Genomic DNA, 24358 nt, shown 5'->3' on the forward strand with positions numbered 1-24358 from the left:
TGGGCCCGGGTGCCGGGCCCACCGGGGGCGGTCAGTGGGTGGGGGCCTCCTGGTTCGCGACCTCCACCAGCACGCCGTCGGCCAGCATGTCCTCCACCGACTTCGGCATCAGGTAGGCGGTGCCGCCGCCGGGCTGCTCGAACCACGGCACGGCCACGCCGGTCAGCACCTCGACCGCGCGGCGCAGGCGGTACACCCGGTACGGGCGGTTGATCCAGGACGGGACCAGCGAGCGCTCCGCGAACGGCGTGCCCGCGGCGTAGACCAGGTTGCCCGCGCCGTCGCCGAAGCGGTCGACCTCCATGCCCACCGGGAGTTCCACCATCTGCTTGTGGCGGAACAGGGTGAGCGGCGGCTCGCCGTTCATCGGGGTGATCGGCCAGCTGCGCGACTTGGGCGGCTCGGGCCGTTCCGGCACGGCCGGGCGGCGGTCGTCGCGGAAGCCGTTGTTCGCGGGCGGGCGCGGCGGCTCCTCCCGGAAGCCCTCGGCGGCCGGGCGGGTCTGCTCCTCGCGGAAGCCCTCGTTGACCGGCGGGGTGACCGGCGGGCGGGGCGGTTCCTCGCGGAACCCGTCGTTGACCGGCGGGCGCGGCGGCTCGTCGCGGAAGCCGTCGTTGACCGGCGGGCGCGGGGGCTCCTCGCGGAAGCCCTCGGCGGGTTGCGGGCGCGGCGGCTGGTTGCGCGGCGGGGGCGGCGGCAGCGGGCGCGGTGTTCGGCGACCGGTGAGGACGAGTTTGCCGATCAGGTACGCGGCGGCGTCCTCGACCCGCTCGAAGCGGACCGGGTTGGTGGGGCCGTGGTCGAACCACGCCACCTCCCAGTCCTGCCCCTCGGTGCGCAGCACCCACGTGCGGTCGACCGGCTCGCCGAAGCGGTACGCGGCGGGCGGCACGTCGAGTTCGTCCAGCGCCCGGCGCACGCCGGTCAGCTCGCGCTCCTCGTCCTGGGTGACCTGCCGGGGCTCGACCACCTCGGGCTCGGGCTCGTGCTGCTCGTGGGCGAGTTCGTGCTCGTGCTCGTGGTCGACGCCGTGCGCCGGCTCGTGGCTGTGGGCGTGGGCGGGCTCGTCGTAGTGCTCGTCCACGAACTGGGCCTGGTGCTGGGGCTGGTCCTCGAACCGGGGGCGGTCGTCGAAGCGGGGCTGCTCCTCGAACGGGTGGTCCTCGAAGCGGGGCTGCTCGGCGTACTGCTGCTCGGCGAAGGGCTGCTGATCCGCGAACGGCTGCTGCTCGACGAAGGGCTGCTGGTGGTCGAAGTCGGAGCGCTCGTGGAACCGCTCCTCCTGGTCGACCTCGAACTCCGCGGTCCGACCGCCGGCGCCCGCCTCGGGGGCGACCTCGGCGAGCGGCACGTCCGCCAGGTCCGGGTCGTCCTCGGTCGGCTCCTCCACCACGGGCTCGTCGGCGGCCTCGGCGGAGTGCTGCGCGGGCTCGGCCGCGACCTCCTCGTCCGCGAACGGGCTCCACGCCCTGGTGTCGCCCTGCTCGGCCTCGTCCGGCTCGCGGTCGTAGGTGGTGACCGGCGCGAACAGGTCCATGCCGTCCACGTAGGACTCGCGCCGGTACCGGTCGTCGATGACCGGGCCGTCCTCCTCGAACCGCACCCGGTACGGCGGGCCGTCCTGGGCGTACTCCACCACGTCGGGCTTCAGCTCGGTCAGGTTCGCGGTCTCCTCCGCGGGGGAGGGCGCGCCGGCCTCGTCGTCGTCGGCGAGCAGCTCGGGCAGCGGGGCGGCGACCGTCGCGCCCACCTCGACCGGCTCGTCCTGCTCGGCGAACGCGGGCTCGTCGTACCGCTGCCCCTCGAACTCCCGGCTCTCGAACTCGCGGCCGTCGAACTCCCGGTCCGCGCCGAACGGCTCGGGCTCGGCGACCTCGGCCACCGGCAGCGCGGTGTCGCGCGGCGCGGCGGGTGCGCCCAGGTTCGCGGCGGCGGCGACCCGGGCGTCCTCGGAGACCTCGGGCAGCTCGTAGTCGTTCGCCTTGGCCCGCTCGACCAGCTCCGGCTCCGGCGGCACGCCGTACGCGCGCAGGTAGTAGCCCACCGCGGCGGGCCAGATCCAGTGGCCGTCGGTCTGGAACGCCACCGGCACCACGGCCGGCGCGTCCGGGTTGAGCACGTCGGCGTCGAAGCCCCGGCCGACCACCGCGACCGGCGCGCGGTCCAGGTAGTCCAGCAGCAGGTCGCGCTCGGCCTCCGGCACGGGCGGCCGGTTCACCGAGGGCCGGCCGCCGGGGCCCGCGCCGTCGAACACCCGGGCCGTGCGGAACCCGCGCGGTGGCTGCTGCTGCGGCGGGGCCGGCGGCGGCACCGGGGCCTGGGCCAGCCTGCGGCGCAGCCAGTCCGGCACGTTCTCGTCCGTGCGCGGGAAGAACCGCATCTCGTCCACGTACGCCTGCGGCGGCGGTGGCGCCTGCCACGCGGGCTCCGCGCGGTCGAAGTCCAGGTTGTAGCTGGACGGGTGGTCGAGCTGGTAGCGGGCGTTGGACCAGCTGCCCCGGCCCTCCCGGTACATGCCCGCACGCAGGCGCGCGAACAGCGCCGCCACGTCCTGCGGCGGGGACCAGACGCGCATGGTGCCGTCGGCCGACCGCACCTCGGCGACCAGTTCGGCGTACCGACCGGTCGCCCGGTACTCCGCCGTCACGTGCCGCCAGTCATCCGGTGCGGCACGCATCAGCGTCAGGCCGATCTGCTTGACCAGCGCATCCTGCTCGGTCGGGTTCAACGGCTTCGGCTCGGACACGTGCAACATCTTCCCCCGCGACTCCCCGTGGCCGCACCTGACCCCGCTGCGCCGAACGGACGAACCACGGGGTGCGACCGGAACTAGACCTTCGGTGCCGGGGGCTCCGTGCTCGCCTCGGCCACCTCGACCAGGCTGCCATCGGCCAGCAGGTCGCGCACGGACCGCGAGAGGAAGTAGCCGGTGCCGCCGCCGACCTGGCCGAACCACGGCACCGCCACGCCCTTGAGCGCGGGCACCGGCTGCTGCACCCGATACACGTGGTAGCGACGATTCAGCCAATCAGGTGGCAGCGACCGGTTGCCGTACATGGTCCCGGCGGCGTAGACGAGGTTGCCGGTGTCCGCGCCGAACCGGTCCAGTTCGGTGCCCGGCGGCACCACCACGGATTCCCGGTCCCGGAACAGCGACAGCGGCGGCTCGTCGGCCATCGGCTGGATGTCGGCCACCGGCTGCACCACCCGCACCTGGCCGCCGGACCGGGCCGCGTCCAGGTCGTCGCGCCACAGCAGCTGGGCGAGCAGCGCCTTCGCCGCGTCCACGGCGTGCTCGTAGACCTTCGGCCGGCCGTGCGGGCCGCGGTTGGCGTCCCAGAACTGGACCTGCCAGCCGGCCGGGCCGGGCGCGGGCTCCAGCACCAGGGCGTCCGGCTTCGGCTCGACGATGCCGTACTCGTCCTCGCCGACGCCGAAGTGGTCGAGGCGGGCCTTGAGGTGCTCCAGCGCGCGCTGGTCCACGTCGGTGATCACGCGGGGCGCGTACTCCGGCAGCGCCGCGCCGGCGGCCTGGCCGGTGGCCACGGCCGTCGCGGCGGTCTCGACGGCCGGGTCGACCGGCGGCACCGCGTAGCCGTTGTCCCGGATGTGCTGGACCAGCTGCGGCACCGGGGCGACCTGGTGGTTGCGCAGGTAGTAGGCGACGCCACCGGGCCACACCCAGGTGCCGTCGGTGTGGAACGACACCGGCACGGCGGGCGTCGCGTCCGGCTTGAACACGTCCGCGCCGTAGGACCGGGCGGCCAGCACGACCGGCGCGTTCTCCAGGTAGGCGAGGACGTCGTCCAGCTCCTGCGGGTGCACCCGGGGCCGGTCGTGGGTCGGCACGCCCGCCGCGTCCACGCCGTCGAACAGCGGGGCGGCGATCAGCTCGGACCGCTCGGCCGGCGCGGCGCCGCCGAGGTGGGCGCGCAGCCAGTCCGGCACGTTCTCCCGGGGGTGCAGCTCCAGCTCGTCGGCGTAGGCGGCGGCGGGCGGCGGGGACGTCCAGTCCGGCTCGTGGTCCCGGTTGAACTCCACCGAGTACGTGTCCGGGTGCACCAGGTGGAACTTCAGCGAGAACCAGGTGCCCCGGTCCGGGCGGGCCATGCCCTCGCGGAGCTGGAGGAAGAACGGCAGCGCCTCGTCCGGGAGCTGCCACGGGAACGACCCGCCGAACATGGTCAGGCCGGACGCCTCGGCCTCCACGTACCGGCCGACCACCCGGAAGTCCACGAACAGCTGCTCCCAGTCGCCCGGCAGCCGCTGCACCAGCAGCGTGGTGACCGAGCCGAGGATCGCGTTCTGGTCCTCGACGTCCAACTGCGGCGCGGTCATGCGTTCTGCTCCTCGGTAGCGGCCTCGGCGAGCCGCGCCCGCAGCCAGTCCGGGACGAAGGCCTCGTCACGGGGGAAGACCAGCAGGTCACGGGCGAAGTCGGCGGCCGGGACCGGCGGCTCGAACCGCGGGTCGTGGTCGAAGTTGTAGGTGATGTCGATCCGCACCGGCGCGTTGACCACGCACCGGCAGGAGAACCACGCGCCCCGGCCGGGCTGGTACAGCACCTGGCGCATCTCCTGGAACGCCTGCGTCAGCTCGTCCGGCGGCAGCACCTCCGGCGTCGAGCCGTCCGGCCGGTACACCGTCAGCGCCAGGTCCTGCACCGCGACCGTCATCTTCACCAGCAGGTCGATCCGCCGGAAGTCCTCGGGAGCCGCGGTCAGCAGCAGGCCGCCGATGCGCTGGAGCAGCTCGTCGTGCCGCTGCTCAGAATTCGGCGGGCCAGAGGGCTGCGTTGTGCTCATTCGGGTAGCTCCTGACGTAGATCTCGGTCGTGCCGTCGGCGAGCGTCACACGCCACCGGGTCTGGTACGTGTGCGGGTGGCGCTGGAGCGGGTCGCGCAGGGCGAAGGTGTCGATGATCTCGACGGTACCGCCGGCCTTGATGAACTTCGACCGGTCCCGCTCCATCCGGTGCCAGGTCTGCTCGGACACGAACGCCGGCCGGCCGTTGCCCTGGTTCTGGTCGCGCTGCTGGCTCGACTGGTTGCCGGCCTCGCCCGGGAAGCCCAGCTCGTTGCCCTGGTGGTGGCCGCCGTCGGACAGCTTCTTGCCGTTGTGGTCGACCTCGCCGTGGTTGCCGACCTCGATCTGGGCGGCGCCGTCCCGGCGGATCGCGCCGCCCGAGGAGATGTCCGGCCGGCCGGTGGTGGCGACGGTCTCGCCGTCGCCGTTCGTCCGGCCCTTCCACATGCCGTTGTCGGCGGTGAGCGTGGCGTTGGGCAGCGGCAGGTTCAGGTCCGGGCTGAACGGGCGGAAGGTGTGCAGGTGCGACACCCCGCCGTCGCCGCCGGTCTGGAACGTGCCGTAGCCCTGCTTCTGGTGGTCGGCCAGGGTGAACCGGGTGTTCGGCGGCAGGTCCGGCCGGGCCGAGAACGGGTTGGCGTTGTTGAACGGCGCGGTCACCGCGGCCACCTGCGCGGGCGTCCAGTGCGCCGGCACACCGCCCACGACCTGCACCGAGTACTGGTACTCGCCGCCGACCTTGGTCCGCACCTGCTGGAGCTGGACCTCGCCGCCGGTGGGCGCGGGCCAGGTCCGCGCGGGCTGCTCGGCGCGGCCCAGCCCGTAGAAGCCGTCGGAGGTGATGTGCGCGCCCGCCGGGGCCTGGGCGATCTCGTTGTTCACCCGGCTGCGCTGGCCCGAGTGGGTCTCCTCGAACACCACGTGACCGGCGTCGTCGGTGATGAACCGGCCGCGCCGCTGGCCGTGCTCGTCGGTGACGGTGAACTCGGTGTTCGCGTCGTGCACCTGGCCGGGCCGGCTGAACGGCTCGCCCTGCGCCAGGTCGGCCACCGACCGCTGGTGCCGGGCGTCCGGCGCGGCGCCGTCCACCGCGTTCTGCGGGTGGCCGTTCGCGTCGGTGGTGAACTCCTGGTGCAGCGGGCCCCGGTCGACGTTGTAGTTCGCGCCGCCGATCGGGTGGGTGACCTCCGGGTTGCGGGTGTCGCCGAGGAACTCCGGCGCGGCGATCCAGTGCGGCCGGCCCTCCCCGTCGGTCTGCACCGTGCCCCGGTAGTTGCCGTCGGTGTCGTGGACCTCCATCCTGGTGTCCCGGGGCAGGTCCGCGCGGGCGGTGAACGCCTCGCCCGGCCTCGGGGCCAGCGGGTGGTCCTGGCCGATCACCACGCGGCCGTTGGCCGGGGGCGGCGGCGTCTCGATGATCACCGTCCGCTGGACCGGGACCTCCTGGCCGCCGATCCTGATCGTGTCCTGGGTGGTCTGCCGGGTGCCGTCGGCGTTGGCCACGAACGCGTCCTGGCGGTGGCCGGTCTCCACCCGGTAGTGGGCGTCCGGCGCGGGGTGCAGGACCTCCGGGTTGTCGCCGTGCCGGGTGTTCGGCGCGATCGCGTCGACGTGGACCTTGCCGTCGGCGTCGACGTGCACGACCGTGCGCACCTCGCCGTTCGGGTTCTGCACCTCGATGCGGGTGTCGCGGGGCAGCTCGCGGCCGTCGAACAGGGACTGGTTCTCGTCCAGCCGGACGGTCTCGCGGTGCCGGGTCTCCGGCTCCTGCCACGGGGTCTGCACCTGCGGCTCGATGTCCTGCCGGCCCCGGTGCGCCTGGTCGTCGGTCGCCAGGTCGCCCTTCGGCTCGTGGCCGGGCGGCATCCCGTGCTCGCCGACCGGCGTGCTGGTGCCGTCCGGTTCGAAGGTGTGCCAGCCGCCGTCCGGCGGGATCCTCGGTCCGCCGGTCTCGGTCGGCGAACTCGCGTAGAGGTTGCCGTGCTGGTCGGACCACGCCAGGGTGTCCGGCGCGGTGACCGGCTGACCGGTCTCCCGGGCCACGTAGGAGGCCAGCGAGTGCTCGCCGCCCGCGCCCGCGTCGCAGCCGACGAAGGTGATCGGCCGGTTCGCCAGGTCCGGGTGGTTGTTGATCAGCTCGACCAGCTCGGGCCGGGTGTAGTGGGTGTCGCCGATCCGGACGCCGTCGCCGTCGGTGTGCACGTCGAGCAGGGCGTGGCCGTCCGTGCCGGGGATGCGGCCGGACAGGTCGCGCAGCCGGTCCTCGGTGTGCAGGGCCACGCCGGAGTCGTTGACCTGGCTGTTGCGGATCGCCTGGTCGACCCGCTGGGACACCTCGCCGAGCGGGATCGGGCCGTTGTGGGCGACCGGGCCGAGGTCGGGGTTCGGCGTGTGCGTGGCCGGCCCCTCGGCGGGGGTGTAGTCGTCGAACGCGCCGTGCTGGGCGTCGGCGACGCTCGCCGCGTCCGGCCGCAGCACGTTGCCGTCGCGGTCGAACGTGCCGAAGTCGGGCGCGAGCACCCGGCCGTCCGCCGGCGGGACGTCCACCTCGCGCATCACGCCCAGGTCGAGCAGGCGCTGCACGCTCATCTGGCCGGTCGCCGGGTCGATCAGCGCCGGGTCGACGACCGGTTGCAACTGGCGCGCGCCGCCCGGCTGGTCGAACGCCGGGGCGACCTGGGCGAGTTCGACGGTGAGCGGGGCGTCCAGGACGTAGACGTGGTAGCCCTTGCCCATGCTGTCGGGCAGGATCGCCCGCTCGCCGAACCCGTAGGGCTGACCATCGGGGCGCAGCGGCGAGAGGAAGTCGCCGTTCGGGCTGCCGAACCGGTCCAGGACCGTGCCGGCGGGGAGTTCCACGACGACCCGGGGGCCGTCCGCGCCCTGGTTCGCGGGCCACGCGATCGAGCCGTCCGGGTGGGAGTGGGCGTCGATGAACGGCTGGTAGCTGCCGTGCGGGCCGTAGGGCTGGTAGGTCGGCTCGATGATCGCGGCGGCGCGCTGGTCGTAGGTGCCGACTTCGCGGTCCGTCGGGCCGGTGCTGTCGTGCACGGAGTGGTAGGGGCCGTCGTGCGAGAAACCGGGGACGACACCGGCCGGGTTGCCCCAGACGCCCTTGTGCGGGAACGGGTCCGTCGCGGGAGCGGGGGTGCTGTCGCCCGGGGTGCTGTCGCCGGGGGTCGGGTCGGTGGTGTCGGTGGGCCACTCGTGGCTGGAGGCGGGCGAGTGCTCGTCACCGGGCGCGCCGACCGTGTCCGACGTGGGGCTGTCCGCGTTCGGGGTGGTGTCGGGGGACGTGCCGTCCGGGGTCGTGTCCGGGGTCGGGCCGTCGGTGGCCGGCGTCGGCCGGTCGGTGGCGGGGCCGTCGGTGGTCGGGGTGGTGTCGACCGGGGTGGTGTCGACCGGGGGCGTTTCCGGCGTCGTGGTCGGGTGGTCCGCCGTCGGGTGGTCGGGAGTCGGGTGGTCCGCCGGCGGGGTGGAGTCGGTCGGCGGCGTGTCGGTGCCTCGGGACGCGGGGGCGTCCGTGCGGGCAGCCGGGTCGGTGCCACGGGAGGCCGGGCTTTCCGTGCCACGGGACGCGGGAGCGTCGGTGCCACGAGATGCCGGTGCGTCCGTGCCACGGGAGGCGGGAGTTTCCGTGCCACGGGAAGCAGGGCCGTCCGTGCGCGGGGCGGTGCCCAGGTCGGCGCGGGGGGACGTCGGAGCCGAGCCTTGCGGAGGGCGCTGCGCCGGGGCGGAGGCGTCCGGGCGGGTCGGTTGGGAGCCTGCTCCGGGCTGGTGCGCTCCGGGCTGGTGCGGGGGTGCGCCCGCACCGGGCTGGTGGCCGGTGGGGCCGAAGCCGCCCGGCTGGGGGCCGAAACCGCCGGGGTGCTGGGCGAACCCGCCTCCGGGAGGGGCGGACGGGCCGCGTTGTTCGGGCATGACCGGGGTGTTGTGCTGCGGCGCGGGACCGGTCTCGTGGAACGGCTGGACGGGCATTCCGGTCATCGAGCTGGCGCTGACCGCGTCCGTCCCGTGCACGGTCTGGTCGTGACCGCCGGGGTTCGGGTCGGAGAAGAAGCCGGAGGACGTCGGCGCGGAAGGCCCACGCCCACCGCCACCGCCACCACCGCCTGCGGGAGGAGGTGCGAACCCGCCGCCACCGGCCATGGGAGCACCCATGCCGCCCGCCGAACCCGCGCCCGGACCTGCCGGAGCCGGTCCACCGGACGCAGGACCACCGGCCGGACCACCGGAGGGCGGAGCCATCGGAGCCACTCCGCTGGTCGGAGCCGCACCCGCGATCGGGGCCGCACCCGGAACAGGTCCGCCGGCGGCACCTGGCACCGGACCGGCACCGGGCACCGAACCCGCGCCAGGCACTGAGCCGGCACCGGGGACCGGGCCGCCACCGGGGACCGGGCCGGCACCGGGGATCGAGCCGGCACCGGGGATCGAGCCGGCACCGGGGACGTGTCCGCCCGGCGTGGGACCGCCGGGAACCGAACCGGCCGGGGTGCCGAGGCCAGGCGTGGGACCGCCGGGGGTGGAACTGCCGGGGAGGCCGCTGCCAGGGGTCGAGCCAGGCGTGGGAGTCGCGCCGCCCGGCGTGCCGGTGCCGGGGAGTCCGGCACCGGGAGTCGTGCCGTGGCCGGGCGCACCCGGAGTCGTACCGAGACCCGAGCCGCCCGGAGTCGTGCCGTGGCCGGGTCCGCCCGGAGTCGTACCGAGACCAGAGGCACCCGGAGTGGTGCCGAGACCTGAGCCGCCCGGAGTGGTGCCGTGGCCCGGAGTCGTGCCGAGACCGGTGGCACCGGCGGTCGTGCCGTGGCCCGAGGCACCGGGAGTGGTGCCCACGCCGGAACCGCCGGGAGTCGTGCCGGGGCTGAACGAATTGCCGCCGGGCACGCCCGCGCCGCCGGGGAGTCCGCTCGCGGCGCGTCCGCCGGGCGTGCCGCCGGGAGCCGTGCCGGGAGTGGTGCCGTGGGCCGCGTTGCCGGGAGTGCCGCCCGGAGTGCTGTGCGGTGTCGTGCCGAGCGGGGCGGTGCCGCCGGCGGTCAGGTGCGGGGTCGCGCCGGCAGCGCCGGGGACGCGCGGAGTGCTGCCCGGGGACGTGCCGGCGGACGTGCCGCCGGGAGTGCCGGCGGACGACGGGACGCCGCCGGAACCCAGGCGGTTGCTGATCGACGGGGCGCTGCCGCCGGTTCCGGGCGACGTCGGCACCGTGCCCGCGCCCGGACGGGAGATCGGGGCGGTCGGCGGTGCGCCGGCCAGGCTGGACGGGGTCGGCGTGCCACCGGGCGCGGGGGCGTCGCCGCCGCCGATCCGGGGCGGGGCGCCCACCGACGGGGCCGGTGCGGGCGGGGCGGCCACGGAGGACGCCGTGGTGGAGTCGCCGGCCGGGCGGTTCAGGCCGTCGCGGTTGACGGTGGGGCCGCCCGGGGTCGGGCCGCCGGGCGTGCCGCCCGGGGTGCCGGCGGGGTTGCCCAGGCTCGGCGGCGGTGCGACGCGGCCGAGGTCGGGCGGGCCGTCCGGGCCGCCGACGTTCACCCTCGGCGCTTCCACGGTGATGCCTTCCTTGGCGCCGCCGATGCCGCCCGACACCGCGCCCGCCGACGCGCCCATCAGCACGTCGCGCGCGCTGATGTCCTGGCCCATCACGGCCGCCGTGCCGACCGTGGACACCGCGCCCTCGACCGCGCCCCGGGTCGCGCCGACGGCCACCTGGCCCGCCAGGCCGCCGCCCTGGAACTTCAGGCCGCCGGACACGCCGCCGACCAGGCCCGAGACCGCGCCGGACACGGCCGCCTCGCCGGTCTTGCCCCAGTCCCAGTCCTTGCGGTTGCCGCTGAGCATCTGGATGCCCTGGATGGCCGCGTCGATGCCGACCGAGATCGCGACCTCTTTGAGGATCGCCAGGATCAGCTGCCGGAAGGTGAACTGGACGATCAGGCGGGTCGCCTGCTGGGCGATCGGGATGCCCGCGGTGGTCGCGCCGAACGTGCCGAACGCGGCGGCGACGAGGGCGGCGATTTCGATGGCCAGGGCGATCAGCGACGCGATGATCGAGAGCTTGGTGTACTCGACCTCCAGCGCGGTGTTGTCGCAGCTTTCCGCCAACTGCTCGCAGATCTTCTGCAACTTCGGCAGGTAGGACTGGTCGCCGTCGGCGAACTTCTTCCAGTACTCCTCGAACCGCTGGACGGCCTCGCCGGTCTGGCTCGCCATCACCGTCGACGCGGCCCCGTTGGCCTCGTCGATCACCGACTTCACGCCCTGTGCCGCCGTGCGGTAGGCGTCGGCCATGCGCCGCAACGCCGTCTCGTCACCCTCCGGCCAGCTCTGCCCGACCACGATCGGGAAGAGCCAGGTGACCTCGCTCGGGATCTCGATGCCCACCGCAGTGCCCCTTGAGTAAGTCCGTCAGTAGGTCCGGGAGATCCCGGTCGCGTTGCCCTGGTCGACGCCCTCGTAGGTGTCGGCCGACTGGTCCACACCCGTCCGGATGTCCTGCAACGCCTTCGCGAGGTTCTTGAACGCGTCCAGCGTGGCCGTCGAGTTCGGCACGTAGTTCTTGGCGAACGCCTGCCCCGACTCGTCGCCGCCCCAGCACTGGCCCTCGGCCCGCAACGCGCCGTCGAGCTGCCGGAACACGCCGTCGAGCGCGTCGCCCGACGCGCTGAACTGGGCCGCACCCCGGCGCATGCCGGGCAGGTCGACCTGGAATCCGCCGCCGGTCACCAGCCACTCCTGTCCATGAAGCTCTCGCCGCCCTCGTCGTCGGGCTGCTGCGCGGGCGCACGACGCGGGGTCGACGACGGCGGCTGCGGCACGGCGGGCGGCTTGGGGATGAGGTCGGTCAGCGACGGCACGCCGGGCAGCAGCTCCGACAGGTCGACGCTCCCGCCCTGCTGGGCGGGTGCCACCACCTCGTTCAGCTCGGTGCGCGACTGGGCCACGGCCCGCAGGACCGTCTCGGTGGCGACCCGCGCGAGCTTGTCCGGGGTGGTGCGCTCGAACGCGTTGGCGGAGAACTCCAGCGACGTCAGCGCCCCGGTGGAGTCGACCGAGGCGCGGACCGATCCGTCCTTGGACACCGCCGTCGCGGTGATCGCCTGGACCCGCTCCTGGGTCTCGCGCAGTTCCGCCGTCTTGGTCTTCAGCTCGGCCAGGAGGGTGTCGACCTGCTCGCGCATGGCGACGTTGCGGGCCTCCAACTCGGCCCTGCGCCCGGTGGGATCGGTCACAGCTGTCCCCTCGCTCGTGCCTCTAGGAGGTGCTGACGCTAACCGAGCGCGTCGGGTTCCCACGGATATCGGTAACGGTTTTGTCGGGGGTCGGGTGCAGAGTGGGACGCGTGCTCCGGCCCTACCGCGAACTCGCGGCCATCCCCGGTCTGCCGTCGCTGCTGCTGTGGTCGATGGTCGGCCGGGTGCACATACCCGGCACGCCGCTCGCGTCCTCGTTCCTGATCGCCGGCTGGACCGGGTCTTACGCGGCGGCGGGCCTGGTCGGCGGGGCGTTCGCGGTCGGCCTGGGGGTGGCGAGCCCGTTGCGCGGACGGGCCGCGGACCGCAACCCGGCGAGTCGATTATTGCTGGTCACCGCCGTGGGGTACGGGGTGGCGAGCGGGGTCGCGGGGCTGCTGCCGACGGTGCTGCCGCCGTCCTGGTGGCCGCTGTCGGTGGTGGTGGCGGTGCTGGCCGGGATGTCCATGCCGCCGGTCACCCAGCTGAGCCGGGCGAGCTTCCCCCGGCTGGCGACGGGGCCGGCGCGGCAGGCCGTGTTCACCGTCGAGGCGTCCATGCAGGAACTGATGTACGTGGTGGGTCCGGCGCTGGCGGCGTTCGTCGTCGCCGTTGCGGACCCCCGAACCGCGCTGTGGATGTGCGGTGCGATGGGGGTGCTCGGGGCGTTCGGGTTCCGGGCGGCGCTGCGCCGGGCCGGGCTGGACGAGCCGCCGGCCCGCACGGGGCGGGCCGGCGGGCGGACCCTGCTGGCCGACCGGTCGATGGTGTACGCGCTGATCACCGGGCTGTGCGTGGTGGCGTCGCTGGTGTCGATCGACATGGTGGTCATCGCGTGGGCCCGGGACCAGGGCAACCCGGCGCTGGCCGGGGTGCTCACCGCGGTCTGGGGTGTCGGTTCGGTGCTCGGCGGGCTGATCGCGGGCGGGTGGACCGGCGAGTTCCGGCTGACCCGGCGGCTGGCGCTGCTCGCGCTCGGCGTGGTGGCCCTGGTCCCGGTGCTGCCGCCGGTGCTGTCGCCGTCGTCGCCGTGGCTGATCGGGCTGGTGCTGGCGGTGGGCGGGACGGCGATCGCGCCCGCGATCGCCGCCAACAACGCCCGGGTCGGCGATCTCGCGCCGGACGGGCGCAAGGCCGAGGCGTTCGGCTGGATGAGCGCGTTCAGCACGGCCGGGTCGGCGCTGGTGCTGCCCGCCGCCGGGTGGCTGCTCGACCACGTCGGGCCCGCCGCGGCGGCCGGGGCGAGTGCGACGGCGGCGCTGCTCGGGGTCGCGCTGTCCAGCCGGGTGCGGGCGCCGGCGACCACCGAGGATCACACCGTTGGGTGACGTCCGGGTGCTCGGGGCGCTGGTCGCGTTCGCGGGCGGGGTGTTCCTGGCCGTCCAGGGCCGGGTCAACGGTCAGCTCGGGTCGGTGTTCGGCGACGGGTTCCTCGCCGCGCTGGCGTCGTTCGCGGGCGGGCTGGCCGTGCTGCTGGCGGTGGTGCCCGCGACGCGGTCCGGCCGGGCCGGGCTGCGCCGGCTGCGGGACGAGCTGCGGCGGGGCGGGATCCGCTGGTGGCAGTGCGTCGGCGGGGCGTGCGGGGCGTTCTTCGTGTCCGCGCAGGGGCTCACCGTGTCGGTGCTGGGCGTCGCGACGTTCACCGTGGCCGTGGTGGCGGCCCAGGTGGTGAGCAGCCTGCTGGTGGACCGGGCGGGGATCGGGCCGGCCGGGGTGCGGCCGTTCACCCCGCCCAGGGTGGCCGGCGCGGCGCTCGCGGTGGTCGCGGTCGGGATCGCGGTGTCCGACCAGTTCGGCCGGCCCGAGACGCTGTGGCCCGCGCTGCTGCCCGCGCTGGCCGGGATCGGGCTGGGCTGGCAGCAGGCGGTGAACGGGCTGGTGCGCGAGGCCGCGCGGAGCACGCGGGTCACCACGCTGGTGAACTTCGCGACCGGCGCGGTCGTGCTGGTGGTGGTGTGCGCGGTGGACGTGGCGGTGCGCGGGCTGCCCGCCGCCGCACCCGCCGAGCCCTGGCTGTACGCGGGTGGCGCGCTGGGGATCGTGGCCATCGGCACGGCGGTGGTGGCGGTGCGCTGGAGCGGCGTGCTGCTGGTCGGGCTGGGCCAGGTGGCCGGGCAGCTGGTCGGCGCGCTCGTGGTGGACGTGGTGGTGCCGGCGGGCGCGGAGCCGTCCTCGGCGACGGTCGTCGGCACGGCGTCGACCCTGCTGGCGGTCGGCGTCGCGGCGCTGCCCGCCCGGCGGCGCGGCCGGGCTTAGCCGGTGGTGGGAGGATGGGGCGCGTGACGGCGACGATCCTCAACGGCAGGGCAACCCGGGAATCGATCTTCGAAGACCTCCGCGCGCGGGTGGCGGCGCTGGTCGAGCGGGGGGTGACGCCGGGGCTGGCCACCGTGCTGGTCGGCGACGACCCCGGATCGCACTCCTACGTCAAGGGCAAGCACACCGCGTGCGCGAAGGTCGGCATCACGTCGATCCGCCGCGACCTGCCCGCCGACACCACGCAGGAGCAGCTCGAAGCCGTCATCGACGAGCTGAACGCCGACCCGGCGTGCACCGCCTACATCGTGCAGCTCCCGCTGCCGAAGCACCTGGACGCCAACGCGGTCCTGGAGCGCATCGACCCGGCCAAGGACGGCGACGGCCTGCACCCGGTCAACCTGGGCAAGCTGGTCCTCGGTGACGAGGCCCCGCTGCCCGCCACGCCGCGCGGCGTGGTCGAGCTGCTGCGCCGCTACGAGGTGCCGATCGCGGGCGCGAACGTGACCGTCGTGGGTCGCGGCGTGACGGTGGGCCGGCCGATCGGGCTGCTGCTGACCCGGCGCAGCGAGAACGCCACGGTGACCCTGTGCCACACCGGCACGAAGGACCTGGCGGCCGAGGTGCGGCGGGCGGACATCGTGGTGGCGGGTGCGGGCAGCCCCGGCCTGATCACCGCGGACATGGTCAAGCCCGGCGCGGCGGTGGTGGACGTCGGCATCACCCGGACCGAGTCCGGCCTGGTCGGCGACGTGCACCCGGACGTGGCCGAGGTCGCCGGGTTCCTGGCGCCCATCCCCGGTGGCGCCGGCCCCATGACCATTGCCATGCTGCTGACCAACACGGTCGAGGCGGCCGAGCGCGGCCTCGCGACGGACTGAGGGCGGAAGCGGTGGAGCTGATGCCGGAACAGCGCTGGCGGTCGGCGGCGGGCCAGCACCTGCCGTTCGCGTTGGTGCTGGCCGTGGTCGGGCTGGGCATCCTGCGGGTGGCCCAGTACCACTGGCGGCAGGGTGCGGTGCTGATCGGCGTGGCGCTGCTGCTCGCGGCGCTGCTGCGGGTGCTGGTGACCGACGAGCAGGCGGGCCTGATCGCGATCCGCAGCCGGGGCGTGGACGCGCTGCTGTACTCCGGCCTGGGCATCGCGGTGATCGGGGTCGCGATGACCATCATCGGCGGCCCGCTGAGCCGCTAGAGCCGGTCCACCAGCACGGCTATCAGGTCGTCCAGGGCGTCCGGCGGCAGGACGTCGGGCAGGGTCAGATGCTCGACCACCAGGCCCGTCATCGCCAGGTAGAGCGCCACGACGGTGGACCGGTCGCCCGGCAGGCCGAGGTCGACGTGGTAGCGGACGTTGTCCTCCAGGTTGCGGGCGATCGTCGCGGTCAGCGCCGCCCGCAGCTCCGGCCGCCGGGTCGCCTCCAGGCGCAGTTCCAGCAGCGCCAGGTAGCCCGCGCGGTCGTGCGCGAGCCGGGCCAGGATGTCCCGCATCAGCTCGGTGACCAGCGCCTTGTCCCGGTGCTCCCGCAGGATCCGGGCCAGCCGCTCGGGATCGGGCTGGAGCCGGACGTGGATGTGCTCGCCCGCCTGGCGCAGCAGGTCGTCCCGGTTGGCGAAGTAGTTCGACGCGGTGCCGGCGGGCACCGCCGCCGCCACGTCGACGGCGCGGAAGGTCAACCCCCGCGCGCCCTCCCGGGCCAGCACCTCGATCGCCGCGTCCACCAGCGCCGTCCGCCTCGCCGCGTTCCTGACCATGCCGCCTCCTTGACAACCACTACGGGCAGAGTACTACAGTCCGAGTGGTTAAGAGAGGAAGCACATGCGAAACCTGATCTACCTGGTCGCCGTCACGCTCGACGGCTTCATCGCCGCCCCCGACGGCGGCTTCGGCGACTTCCTGTTCGAGGGCGACCACATGGCGGCGCTGGTCGAGGAGCACCCGGACGCGCTGCCCGCCCAGGCCCGCGAAGCGCTCGGCGTCGACGGGCCGAACCCGAACTTCGACACCGTGCTGATGGGTCGCTCGACCTACCAGGTGCCCGGCGGGCTGCCCAGCCCGTACCCGCACCTGCGCCAGTACGTCGTGTCGACCACGCTGCGCGACACGCCCGCCGACGTGGAGGTCGTCTCCGGCGACGTGCTCGCCAAGGTCCGCGAGCTCAAGGCCGAGGACGGGCTGGACATCTGGCTGTGCGGCGGCGGGAAGCTGGCCGCGGCGCTGCTGCCGGAGATCGACCGGCTGGTGCTCAAGGTGCACCCCGTCGTGCTCGGGCGCGGCATCCCGCTGTTCGACGGCGGTTTCCCGGCGGCGCGGTTCACCCGGACCGACTCGCGGTCGTTCGACTCCGGCGTGGTCTTCACGACCTTCACCAAGCCGTAGGCCGGGAAACCCCAGCCCGACCATCCACTGTGGACAACATGAACCGCCCATTGCCATATGTGACACCGGTTGGCAAGGCGGATCCGCTGTGACGGTGGACGCCCCCGGACGGCGGTAGGTCTTCGGCCGCGCCCTCGGCATCCTCGGAGAGGTCCAGACCAATCACGCAATGGGGGCATTGTGCGGAAATCCAGCACCAGCAAGCGCATCGTCCGGACCGCCGCGGCCATGGCCGTGGCGGCCGGCGCGCTGACCGTCTCGGCGGGCACGTCCGTCGCGGCCACCGGCCCGGTGACCGCGCTGTCCGGCTGCACCACCACGAACCTCTCCGTCGTCCCGTCGACGCGGACCGCCGACTGGACGGTGTCCTGCACCGACCGCCGGTACGTCTACGCCGACGTCGTCGTGTTCGCGGGCGGCGTGGCCGACAGCAACCCGTCCGAGGCGCAGTGGGTCAACGCCGGGTCCTCGTGGGTGGACCACAACGTCTACCCGCAGACCACGCCGGCGATCGACCACATCTGCGTGCACATCGTCACCTACGTGGACCCCGGCAACCCGCTGGAGCAGCCTCAGGTGATCGGGCACTCCTGCGTGTGAGCCGGCTCGCCGGCCACGCCTGAGCAGCAGTGACGACGCGGTCGTCCCGGTGGGCCCGCCGGGGCGGCCGTGCCGCCGTCAGCGGACCGGTGAGCCGGTTTTCCGCAGCGTCGAAGTCACTGACGAGAACTCCGCCGGTCGAAGGCGTCGAGCCGGGTGAGGCCCGGCTTGACGCACATCTGCCGGTCGTTGCCGATCAGGCTGTAGACGTTGATGACGACGTCCGTTCAGTCCGGGATCACCCGGACGGACCAAAAGCGAATTCGAGAGCCGCACGTCGGCGCGCCCGCACTCAGCGGAAGTCGCGGGAGCGCGAGGGGATGCGCAGGGCCAGGGGCTGCAGGCGTTCGGCGCGCAGGCTCACCACCCCCTCCGCCTTCTCCAGCACACCCCTGATCAGCAGCGCCGGACTGGACCGGGCGATCCGGCGGTACCGGACCCACAGGCCCGCGGTGCACACCACGTTGACCATGCCGGTCTCGTCCTCGATGTTCAGGAACGTGACGCCGCCCGCCGTCGCCGGGCGCTGCCGGTGCGTCACCGCACCGCCGACCAGCACCCGGGCCCGGTCCGGCACGCCCGCCAGCTCCGCCGTGGTCAGCGCGCCCAGGCCGGTCAGGTGCTCCCGGACGAACTGGGTCGGGAAGCTGTCCGGGGACAGGTTCAGCGCCCACACGTCGGCCACCGCCAGCTCCACCTCGTCCATCCCGGGCAGCGGTGGGGCCTCGGTGCCCACCACCGTGCCCGGCAAGCGGTCCGGGCGGATGCCCGCGATGGCGCCCGCCGCCCACAGCGCCGACCGCCGGTCCAGGTCGAAGCACCCGAACGCGCCCGCCGTGGCCAGCGCCTCGGCCTGCCTCGCGGTCAGCCGGACCCGGCCGCCGAAGTCCGCCAGGTCCCGGTACGGACCGGCCTGGCGGGCCGTGACGATCGCCTCGGCCACCCCCTGCCCCACCGTGCGGACGCCGGCCAGGCCGATCCGGACGGCCTGCGCGCCGGCGACGAGTTCCAGGGTGGCGTGCGGGAGGCTCGCGTTCACGTCCGGGCCGAGCACCTCGACGCCGTGCCGCCGGGCGTCCGCGACCAGCGACTGCGGCGAGTAGAACCCCATCGGCTGCGCCCGGAGCAACGCCGCGCAGAACGCCGCCGGGTGGTAGAGCTTGAACCACGCGCTGACGAACACCAGGTGCGCGAAGCTCAGCGCGTGACTCTCCGGGAAGCCGAAGTTGGCGAACGCCAACAACTTCGCGTAGATCCGCCCGGACAGCTCCTCGTCCAGCCCGTTCGCCTTGGCACCCCGGTAGAACCGCTCGCGCAGGCGTTCCATCCGGTGCGTGGAGCGCTTGGCGCCCATCGCCCGGCGCAGCTCGTCCGCCTCGGCCGGGGTGAAGTCCGCGACGTCCACGGCGATCTGCATCAGCTGCTCCTGGAACAGCGGCACGCCCAACGTCTTCCCGAGGGCGTTGGCCAGCAGCGGGTGGTCGTGCTGCCACTCCTCCACGCCGTTGCGGCGGCGGATGTAGGGGTGCACCGACCCGCCCTGGATCGGGCCCGGCCGGATCAGCGCCACCTCCACCACCAGGTCGTAGAACTCGCGGGGCTTGAGCCGGGGCAGGGTCGCCATCTGCGCGCGGCTCTCGACCTGGAACACCCCGACGGAATCGGCGCGCTGCAACATCTCGTAGACGTTCTGGTCGGCCAGGTCGAGCGCGCCCATGTCCACCTCGACGCCCTCGTGCTCGCGCACCAGGTCGATCGCGTAGTGCAGCGCGGACAGCATCCCCAGGCCCAGCAGGTCGAACTTGACCAGGCCGATGGACGCGCAGTCGTCCTTGTCCCACTGCAACACCGTGCGGTCGGCCATCCGGCCGCGCTCGACCGGGCACACCTCGCTCACCGGGCGGTCGCAGATCACCATCCCGCCGGAGTGGATGCCCAGGTGGCGCGGGAAGTTCTCCAGCTGCGCGGCCAGTTCCAGCACCGGACCGGGGATCCCGCCCTCGTCCACAGTGGACCGCAGCGGGCCCCAGCGGTCGATCTGCCGGCTCCACGCGTCCTGCTGGCCGGGCGAGTAGCCCAACGCCCTGGCCACGTCCCGGATCGCCGAGCGCCCCCGGTAGCTGATGACGTTGGCGACCTGCGCGGCGTGCCGGCGGCCGTACTTGCGGTAGACGTACTGGATCGCCTCCTCGCGGCGGTCGGACTCGATGTCCAGGTCGATGTCCGGCGGGCCGTCCCGGGCGGGGGCCAGGAAGCGCTCGAAGAGCAGGTCGAAGCGGACCGCGTCGACGTTGGTGATGCCCAGGGCGTAGCAGACCGCGGAGTTGGCCGCCGAACCCCGGCCCTGGCAGAGGATGTCGTTGTCCCGGCAGAACCGGACGATGTCGTGCACCACCAGGAAGTAGCCGGGGAACCCCAGGTCCTCGATGATCCGGAGTTCGTGCTCCACCTGCCGGTACGCCTTGGGGTTCTCCTCGGGCGAGCCGTAGCGGCGGGCCGCGCCCGCGTAGGTGAGCGCGCGCAGGTGGCTGTTCTCGTCCTCGCCCGCCGGCACGTCGAACGGCGGCAGCTCGGGCGCGATCAGCTTCAGGTCGAACTGGCACTGCAACCCCAGCACGGCCGCGCGGTGCACCGCGCCGGGGAACCGCGCGAACCGGCGCGCCATCTCCTCGCCCGACCGCAGGCACGCGGTGCGCCCCGGCGGCAGCCAGCCCGCGATCTCGTCCAGGCTGCGCCGCGCCCGCACGGCCGCCATCGCCGCCGCCAGCCGCCCGCGCGCGGGCACCGCGTAGTGCACGGCGTTGGTCGCCACGGTCGGCAGCCCCAGCTCGTGCGCCATCGCCCACAGCAGGTCGTTGCGCGGCCCGTCCTCGGGGTAGCCGTGGTCGGTGAGTTCCACGAACACCCGGTCCGCGCCGTACCACCCGACCAGCCGGCGCAACTGCCCGTACGCCGCTTCCGGCCCGTCCTGCGCCAGCGCCCGGCGCACCGCGCCCTTGCGGCACCCGGTGAGCACGACGCACTCGTCCCGGGTGTCCGCGACGACCTCGTCCACCGAGTACACCGGACGGCCCTTCGCGCCGCCGTCGGCGAGCTGGCCGGTGGTGATGGTGCGGCACAGCGCGTGGTAGCCGTCCGCACCGGTGGCCAGCAGCAGCAGGTGTTCGCCCTCCGGGTCCGGGACGCCGTTCTGCGGCGCGGACAGCCCCAGGCTCAGCTCGGTGCCGAACACCGTCCGCACGCCGAGTTCCCGGGCCGCCTCGGCGAACCGGACCACGCCGTACATGCCGTCGTGGTCGGTGAGCGCGATCGCGTCCAGGCCGAGCTGCTGCGCCGCCTCCACCAGCTCCTCGGGGTGGCTCGCGCCGTCCAGGAAGCTGAAGTTGGAGTGGCAGTGCAGCTCCACGTACGGCACCCGGGACCGGGTCGCGCCCAGCTCGTCGACCTTGACCGCGAACTCCGGCGGGGCCTCGTAGCGCTCCCGCCGGCGGGTCCACGCCGGACCGTCGCCGCCGTCGGGCCGCTGGGGCTTGCCGGACAGCGCGCGTTCCAGCTCCGACCAGCGGACCGGCGGGTTGTTCCAGCCCACCTCAGAACAGCTCGTCCGGTGCCCGGCGGGGCAGCGGGACCAGCGGCGGCGTCCAGCCGAAACTCGCCGGGTAGGCGGGCTCGCCCGCCTCGGCCGAGCCGGGTTCGCCGTGCAGCAGCCAGTCCGCCAGGCCCTGGTGGTCGTCGGAAAAATCTCCGGACATCAGTCGTACACCCCTTCCACCGCCCACTTCCCGCCCGTGCGGATCAGCAGGAACGCCAGTTCTTCCCCGTCCGGCGCGGCACCCAGCACCTGGAGCCGGGCCGCGCGCACCGCGTGCTCTCCGTCCCACCACCGCTCGTCCACCGGCCACGGCCCCGCCCACGCGACGACCGCCCGGGTCCGACCGCCGTGCACGATCCGGTGCGGCCGGACGACCAGTTCGGCGTAACCGGTGACCACGACGTCACCGCCCGCCTCGTCCACCAGCGTCACCGGTTCCGGGGACGCGAAGACAGTGGCCGGTGACGGCGCGGGCAGCCGGCCGGGCCACGGCCGCGCCGGGTCGGTCTCCGGCACCCGCTCGTCACCCCACGGCACCAGCCGGATCCGCTCCACCGGGCCCCGGCCGCCCTGCGGCACCGGGGTGAGCACGGCGTCCGGCCCGAGCAGGCCCTGCACGTGCACCATGGCACGGGCGGCCCGTTCGGCGGCCTCGCCCTGGTCCTGCCCCGCACCCGGCCACAGGCCGAGCTGGAGCGCGTCGGCGTCCACCACCTCCTCCGGGTCGAGCCGGAGCAGGTGCAGGCCGGCGGTGAGCCGCTCGCGGGTCAGCCAGCCGTCGAGCTGCCAGCGCACCCGGTCCGCGATGCCCTGCGGCGTCAGGGGGTCCGCGCACCGCCACACCCGGCGCAACCGCTCGCCGGTCTCCGTGACGGCCTCGATCGCCAGCCTGGTGCAGGCCAGGCCCCGGTCGGCCAGCCCCCGGTGCAGGCGCTCGGCGAGGGCCTTCGCGGCGAACGCGGCGGCGTCGACCCGTTCGACCGGCGGGTCCAGGTCCTGGCTCACGGACAGCTCTGCGGGCGGGCGGCGGCGCACCCTGGGACGTTGCACCACACCCGCCGCCAGCCGGTGCGCCAGCACGGCGGGCCGGCCGAACCGCCCGGCCACGTCGCGCTCCGGGACGGCGGCGAACGCGCCCAGCGTGCGCAGGCCGAGCCGGCGCAGCAGGTCCACCAGCTCGGCGCGGTCGGCGCGCTGCTCGGCGGGCGGGTCGAGTTCCCGGACGTCCAGCGGGGCCAGGAAGTCCGGCGTGCCGCCGGCCGGCACGACCAGGCCCCGCCGCGCGGCGATCGTCGCGGCGAACAGGCCGTCCGCGAGCCCCACCTGCGCTTCCACCCCGGCGTGCACGGCGACGTGGTCGACCAGCCGTTCGGCGGCCCGCTCGGCCGACCCGTAGTACCCGACGGGCCCCCGGGCGGCGACCACGACCAGCCCCGGCCGGACCACCTCGATGCCCGGTGCGAGTTCCTCGACGGCCGCCGCGACCGGCTCGAACAGCCGGGCGTCGCGCACGTCGTCGTGGTCGAACACGACCAGCCCGGGGCACTGGCCCTGGGCGGCGCGCTTGCGCTGACCACGCCGCACGCCCTCCGCGCGGGCCACCGCCGAGCACGCCACCACCTCGTTCGCCCGGACCACGGCGGCCGGCACGTGCGGCGGCAGCGCGGCCTCCGCCGACGCCGCCACCACCGGCCAGTCCGGGCACCACACGGCGAGCGTGTACACGGCCGTCACCTCGTTCCTCGGATCGGTGCGCGCCAGGACCCGGGAGGAGAAGGCGGCCGGCAGCGGGACGCGGTGGTCAGCACCCGGCCACCGCCGCCGGGACGGGGCGCAGGACCGGACGCGGCGCGGGGGTCGGCCGGCCCGGCAGGGGCAGGGTCGTCGTCCTCTCCCGCGCGGCGGCGCCGCGTCCGGTGGCGCGCACGGTCACCGTGCGATCGGCGAGCAGCCCGTGACCCCGGGCCAGCCCGCCCCACGGGCCGAAACTCGCCCGCAGCTCGACGTCCGCCCCCGGCCACGGGCCGCCGAACGGCAGCAGGACCGCTTTGCGGTGCCGGGCGCGGGCGGAGAGCTTGCGCGCGGTGACGGGCGACACCGGGGTCGCCAGCGACACCACGTCGAAACCGTCCAGCAGCGCCGCGACGGTCCGCTCGACCTCGCTCCGGTCCCTCCCCGGACGAGGGACCAGAGCGAGGCGGTGGACGGCCACCCCCAACTCGGCCGCCGCGAGTGCCCCACACCGCGGCAGGCCGGCAACGGCCGCCCAGCACCCTTCCGCTGTCGCCTCGGCCATCAGCGTGAGCAGCAACGATGTCGATTCGCGCACCAACACCGTGCTGCCCCGCCGCAGGCCGCCCCACGGGAGGACCTCCGCCAGTTCCCCGCGAACCGGCAGAACCCGAGCCGGTGCCGTGGCCGACTCGCCGGCCGCGCCTACCCCGAGCGCGACCAACGTCGCCGTTGCCGACCTGGACACCAACCCTCCTCCCACGAATCCGCGCGCACCCCTGTGCGCGGACCGCCGTGGGAAGCCGGCGACCTGTCCGTCGAACAAACGTTCGAACGAATGAGGTGATCCTATCCCCTCCGGACCACCCGGTGTCAATGGCCACGACCGGGTGACTGGCACACTGCTCGGCGCAGCTTCCGGCAACGCACGGGGGGAACCGTGAACGCACCGCAGAACCAGCCGAACCAGCCGCACCGGCCGGGCTTCGGGCAGGCCCCGCAGCCGGGCTACGGACCGCCTCCCGGGCAGCCCGGATACGGTCCGCCCCAAGGGTTTCCGGGCCAACCCGGACCCGGCGGACCCGGCGGGTACGGCCCGCCGCCGGCCAAGAAGAAGCGCACCGGCCTGATCGTCGGCCTGGCGGTGGGGGCCGTCGTGCTGGTCGTGGGCGGCGTGTTCGGCAAGCTGTACCTGGACTACAGCCGGGAACCCGGCGGCGGACCCGGCGAGCAGCCGATCGCCCAGTGCGAACTCAGCGCGGAACTGCGGTCACAGGCGCACGTGAGCAGCTTCCGGCTCGTCCAGGCCCCGCACGAGGGCGAGAAGGGCCTCAAGCAGACGCACTGCGCGTGGGAGCAGACCAAGGGCAAGGACGGGAAGGACCCGCGCGTCCTGAGCTTCCTGGTCTACGACTTCGCCAAGTTCTCCGACAAGCAGGACCGGAACCTGGAGCAGGCCAAGAACAACTACGCCGGCTTGAACACCTACGCGTCCGGCCAGCAGGCCAAGCCGGTGCCCGGCCTCGGCGACGAGGCGATCCTGGTCGCACCGGCCGCGAAGGCCGACCTGACCGAGGTGAACCTGCTGGTGCGCAAGGGCGCGGTGGTCTGGAACATCCGCTACTCGGGGCGGGACAAGGGTTTCTTCGCCGACGCCGAGTTCCCGGTCGAGGACGCCGAGGCCGTCGTCCGCAAGACCGGCGAGGAACTCACCCGGCGCTGACCCGCGTGGCGGGGCTCTCCGGTCCGCCGGGGAGCCCCACCACG

General features: G+C 74.5%; 18 protein-coding genes. 7 read left to right on the forward strand and 11 right to left on the reverse strand.

What is annotated here, in order from left to right:
• Positions 1-31 precede the first annotated feature (31 nt).
• The 6 genes from AC0HI0_RS31015 to AC0HI0_RS31040 all read right to left on the reverse strand — a co-directional run bounded on the left by AC0HI0_RS31015 (position 32) and on the right by AC0HI0_RS31040 (position 12032).
• Positions 32-2746, reverse strand: a complete 2715-nt coding sequence (locus AC0HI0_RS31015; protein ID WP_480927046.1) for a TNT domain-containing protein — start codon at positions 2744-2746, stop codon at positions 32-34.
• An 83-nt stretch (positions 2747-2829) separates the two neighbouring features.
• On the reverse strand, positions 2830-4338 hold the full coding sequence (locus tag AC0HI0_RS31020) for a TNT domain-containing protein (RefSeq protein WP_480927047.1): 1509 nt from the start codon (positions 4336-4338) through the stop codon (positions 2830-2832).
• Positions 4335-4805: a hypothetical protein gene (locus tag AC0HI0_RS31025; protein WP_480927048.1), complete on the reverse strand. Its 471-nt coding sequence runs from the start codon at positions 4803-4805 to the stop codon at positions 4335-4337. The genes AC0HI0_RS31020 and AC0HI0_RS31025 overlap by 4 nt, the downstream gene beginning before the upstream one ends.
• Entirely contained in the window at positions 4768-11184 is a 6417-nt protein-coding gene (locus AC0HI0_RS31030; RefSeq protein WP_480927049.1) for a WXG100-like domain-containing protein, read from the reverse strand. The genes AC0HI0_RS31025 and AC0HI0_RS31030 overlap by 38 nt, the downstream gene beginning before the upstream one ends.
• Before the next feature lie 24 nt (positions 11185-11208).
• Positions 11209-11526: a WXG100 family type VII secretion target gene (locus AC0HI0_RS31035; RefSeq protein ID WP_480927050.1), complete on the reverse strand. Its 318-nt coding sequence runs from the start codon at positions 11524-11526 to the stop codon at positions 11209-11211.
• Positions 11523-12032 carry a YbaB/EbfC family nucleoid-associated protein gene (locus AC0HI0_RS31040; RefSeq protein ID WP_480927051.1) on the reverse strand — a complete coding sequence of 170 codons (510 nt, stop codon included), beginning with the start codon at positions 12030-12032 and terminating at the stop codon, positions 11523-11525. The genes AC0HI0_RS31035 and AC0HI0_RS31040 overlap by 4 nt, the downstream gene beginning before the upstream one ends.
• 173 nt (positions 12033-12205) lie before the next feature.
• Here AC0HI0_RS31040 and AC0HI0_RS31045 point away from each other — a divergent pair, with 173 nt between their 5' ends.
• Genes AC0HI0_RS31045 through AC0HI0_RS31060 form a run of 4 tightly spaced genes read left to right on the forward strand, consistent with a single transcriptional unit; the run spans position 12206 to position 15483 of the window.
• The gene (locus AC0HI0_RS31045; RefSeq protein WP_480934430.1) at positions 12206-13360 is read left to right on the forward strand and encodes an MFS transporter; all 1155 of its coding nucleotides are present in this window, start codon (positions 12206-12208) and stop codon (positions 13358-13360) included.
• Positions 13353-14288, forward strand: a complete 936-nt coding sequence (locus AC0HI0_RS31050; RefSeq protein WP_480927052.1) for a DMT family transporter — start codon at positions 13353-13355, stop codon at positions 14286-14288. Before AC0HI0_RS31045 ends, AC0HI0_RS31050 begins: the two co-directional genes overlap by 8 nt.
• A gap of 23 nt (positions 14289-14311) precedes the next feature.
• Positions 14312-15169 carry a bifunctional methylenetetrahydrofolate dehydrogenase/methenyltetrahydrofolate cyclohydrolase gene (locus tag AC0HI0_RS31055; protein WP_480927053.1) on the forward strand — a complete coding sequence of 286 codons (858 nt, stop codon included), beginning with the start codon at positions 14312-14314 and terminating at the stop codon, positions 15167-15169.
• A 20-nt stretch (positions 15170-15189) separates the two neighbouring features.
• Positions 15190-15483: a DUF3017 domain-containing protein gene (locus tag AC0HI0_RS31060; protein ID WP_480927054.1), complete on the forward strand. Its 294-nt coding sequence runs from the start codon at positions 15190-15192 to the stop codon at positions 15481-15483.
• Here AC0HI0_RS31060 and AC0HI0_RS31065 read toward each other — a convergent pair.
• Positions 15480-16043 carry a TetR/AcrR family transcriptional regulator gene (locus AC0HI0_RS31065; RefSeq protein ID WP_480927055.1) on the reverse strand — a complete coding sequence of 188 codons (564 nt, stop codon included), beginning with the start codon at positions 16041-16043 and terminating at the stop codon, positions 15480-15482. The genes AC0HI0_RS31060 and AC0HI0_RS31065 overlap by 4 nt on opposite strands.
• A gap of 64 nt (positions 16044-16107) precedes the next feature.
• On the opposite strand from AC0HI0_RS31065, the gene AC0HI0_RS31070 reads away from it, so the two are divergent.
• Positions 16108-16668 carry a dihydrofolate reductase family protein gene (locus AC0HI0_RS31070; RefSeq protein ID WP_480927056.1) on the forward strand — a complete coding sequence of 187 codons (561 nt, stop codon included), beginning with the start codon at positions 16108-16110 and terminating at the stop codon, positions 16666-16668.
• 180 nt (positions 16669-16848) lie between these two features.
• The gene (locus AC0HI0_RS31075) at positions 16849-17268 is read left to right on the forward strand and encodes a hypothetical protein (RefSeq protein WP_480927057.1); all 420 of its coding nucleotides are present in this window, start codon (positions 16849-16851) and stop codon (positions 17266-17268) included.
• 292 nt (positions 17269-17560) lie between these two features.
• On the opposite strand, the gene AC0HI0_RS31080 is transcribed toward AC0HI0_RS31075, so the two are convergent.
• From AC0HI0_RS31080 to AC0HI0_RS31095, 4 genes are all read right to left on the reverse strand, one after another.
• Positions 17561-20857, reverse strand: coding sequence for an error-prone DNA polymerase (locus AC0HI0_RS31080; protein ID WP_480927058.1), 3297 nt, complete (start codon positions 20855-20857; stop codon positions 17561-17563).
• Between the two features lies 1 nt (position 20858).
• Entirely contained in the window at positions 20859-21020 is a 162-nt protein-coding gene (locus AC0HI0_RS31085) for a hypothetical protein (RefSeq protein WP_480927059.1), read from the reverse strand.
• A complete protein-coding gene (locus AC0HI0_RS31090) occupies positions 21020-22594 on the reverse strand; it encodes a DNA polymerase Y family protein (RefSeq protein ID WP_480927060.1) in 1575 nt (524 codons plus the stop codon). Before AC0HI0_RS31090 ends, AC0HI0_RS31085 begins: the two co-directional genes overlap by 1 nt.
• Before the next feature lie 67 nt (positions 22595-22661).
• Positions 22662-23339: a hypothetical protein gene (locus AC0HI0_RS31095; protein WP_480927061.1), complete on the reverse strand. Its 678-nt coding sequence runs from the start codon at positions 23337-23339 to the stop codon at positions 22662-22664.
• A gap of 192 nt (positions 23340-23531) precedes the next feature.
• Here AC0HI0_RS31095 and AC0HI0_RS31100 point away from each other — a divergent pair, with 192 nt between their 5' ends.
• Positions 23532-24314, forward strand: a complete 783-nt coding sequence (locus tag AC0HI0_RS31100) for a hypothetical protein (RefSeq protein WP_480927062.1) — start codon at positions 23532-23534, stop codon at positions 24312-24314.
• Positions 24315-24358 lie beyond the last annotated feature (44 nt).

The sequence above is a fragment of the Saccharothrix sp. NBAS 001 genome, assembly GCF_056640475.1.

Excerpts from the sequence above, each read along its gene's own strand:
- AC0HI0_RS31020 (WP_480927047.1), bottom strand. The coding sequence starts at position 4,338 with ATGACCGCGCCGCAGTTGGACGTCGAGGACCAGAACGCGATCCTCGGC.
- AC0HI0_RS31025 (WP_480927048.1), bottom strand. The coding sequence starts at position 4,805 with ATGAGCACAACGCAGCCCTCTGGCCCGCCGAATTCTGAGCAGCGGCAC.
- AC0HI0_RS31045 (WP_480934430.1), top strand. The coding sequence starts at position 12,206 with ATGGTCGGCCGGGTGCACATACCCGGCACGCCGCTCGCGTCCTCGTTC.
- AC0HI0_RS31060 (WP_480927054.1), top strand. The coding sequence starts at position 15,190 with ATGCCGGAACAGCGCTGGCGGTCGGCGGCGGGCCAGCACCTGCCGTTC.
- AC0HI0_RS31065 (WP_480927055.1), bottom strand. The coding sequence starts at position 16,043 with ATGGTCAGGAACGCGGCGAGGCGGACGGCGCTGGTGGACGCGGCGATC.
- AC0HI0_RS31070 (WP_480927056.1), top strand. The coding sequence starts at position 16,108 with ATGCGAAACCTGATCTACCTGGTCGCCGTCACGCTCGACGGCTTCATC.
- AC0HI0_RS31085 (WP_480927059.1), bottom strand. The coding sequence starts at position 21,020 with ATGTCCGGAGATTTTTCCGACGACCACCAGGGCCTGGCGGACTGGCTG.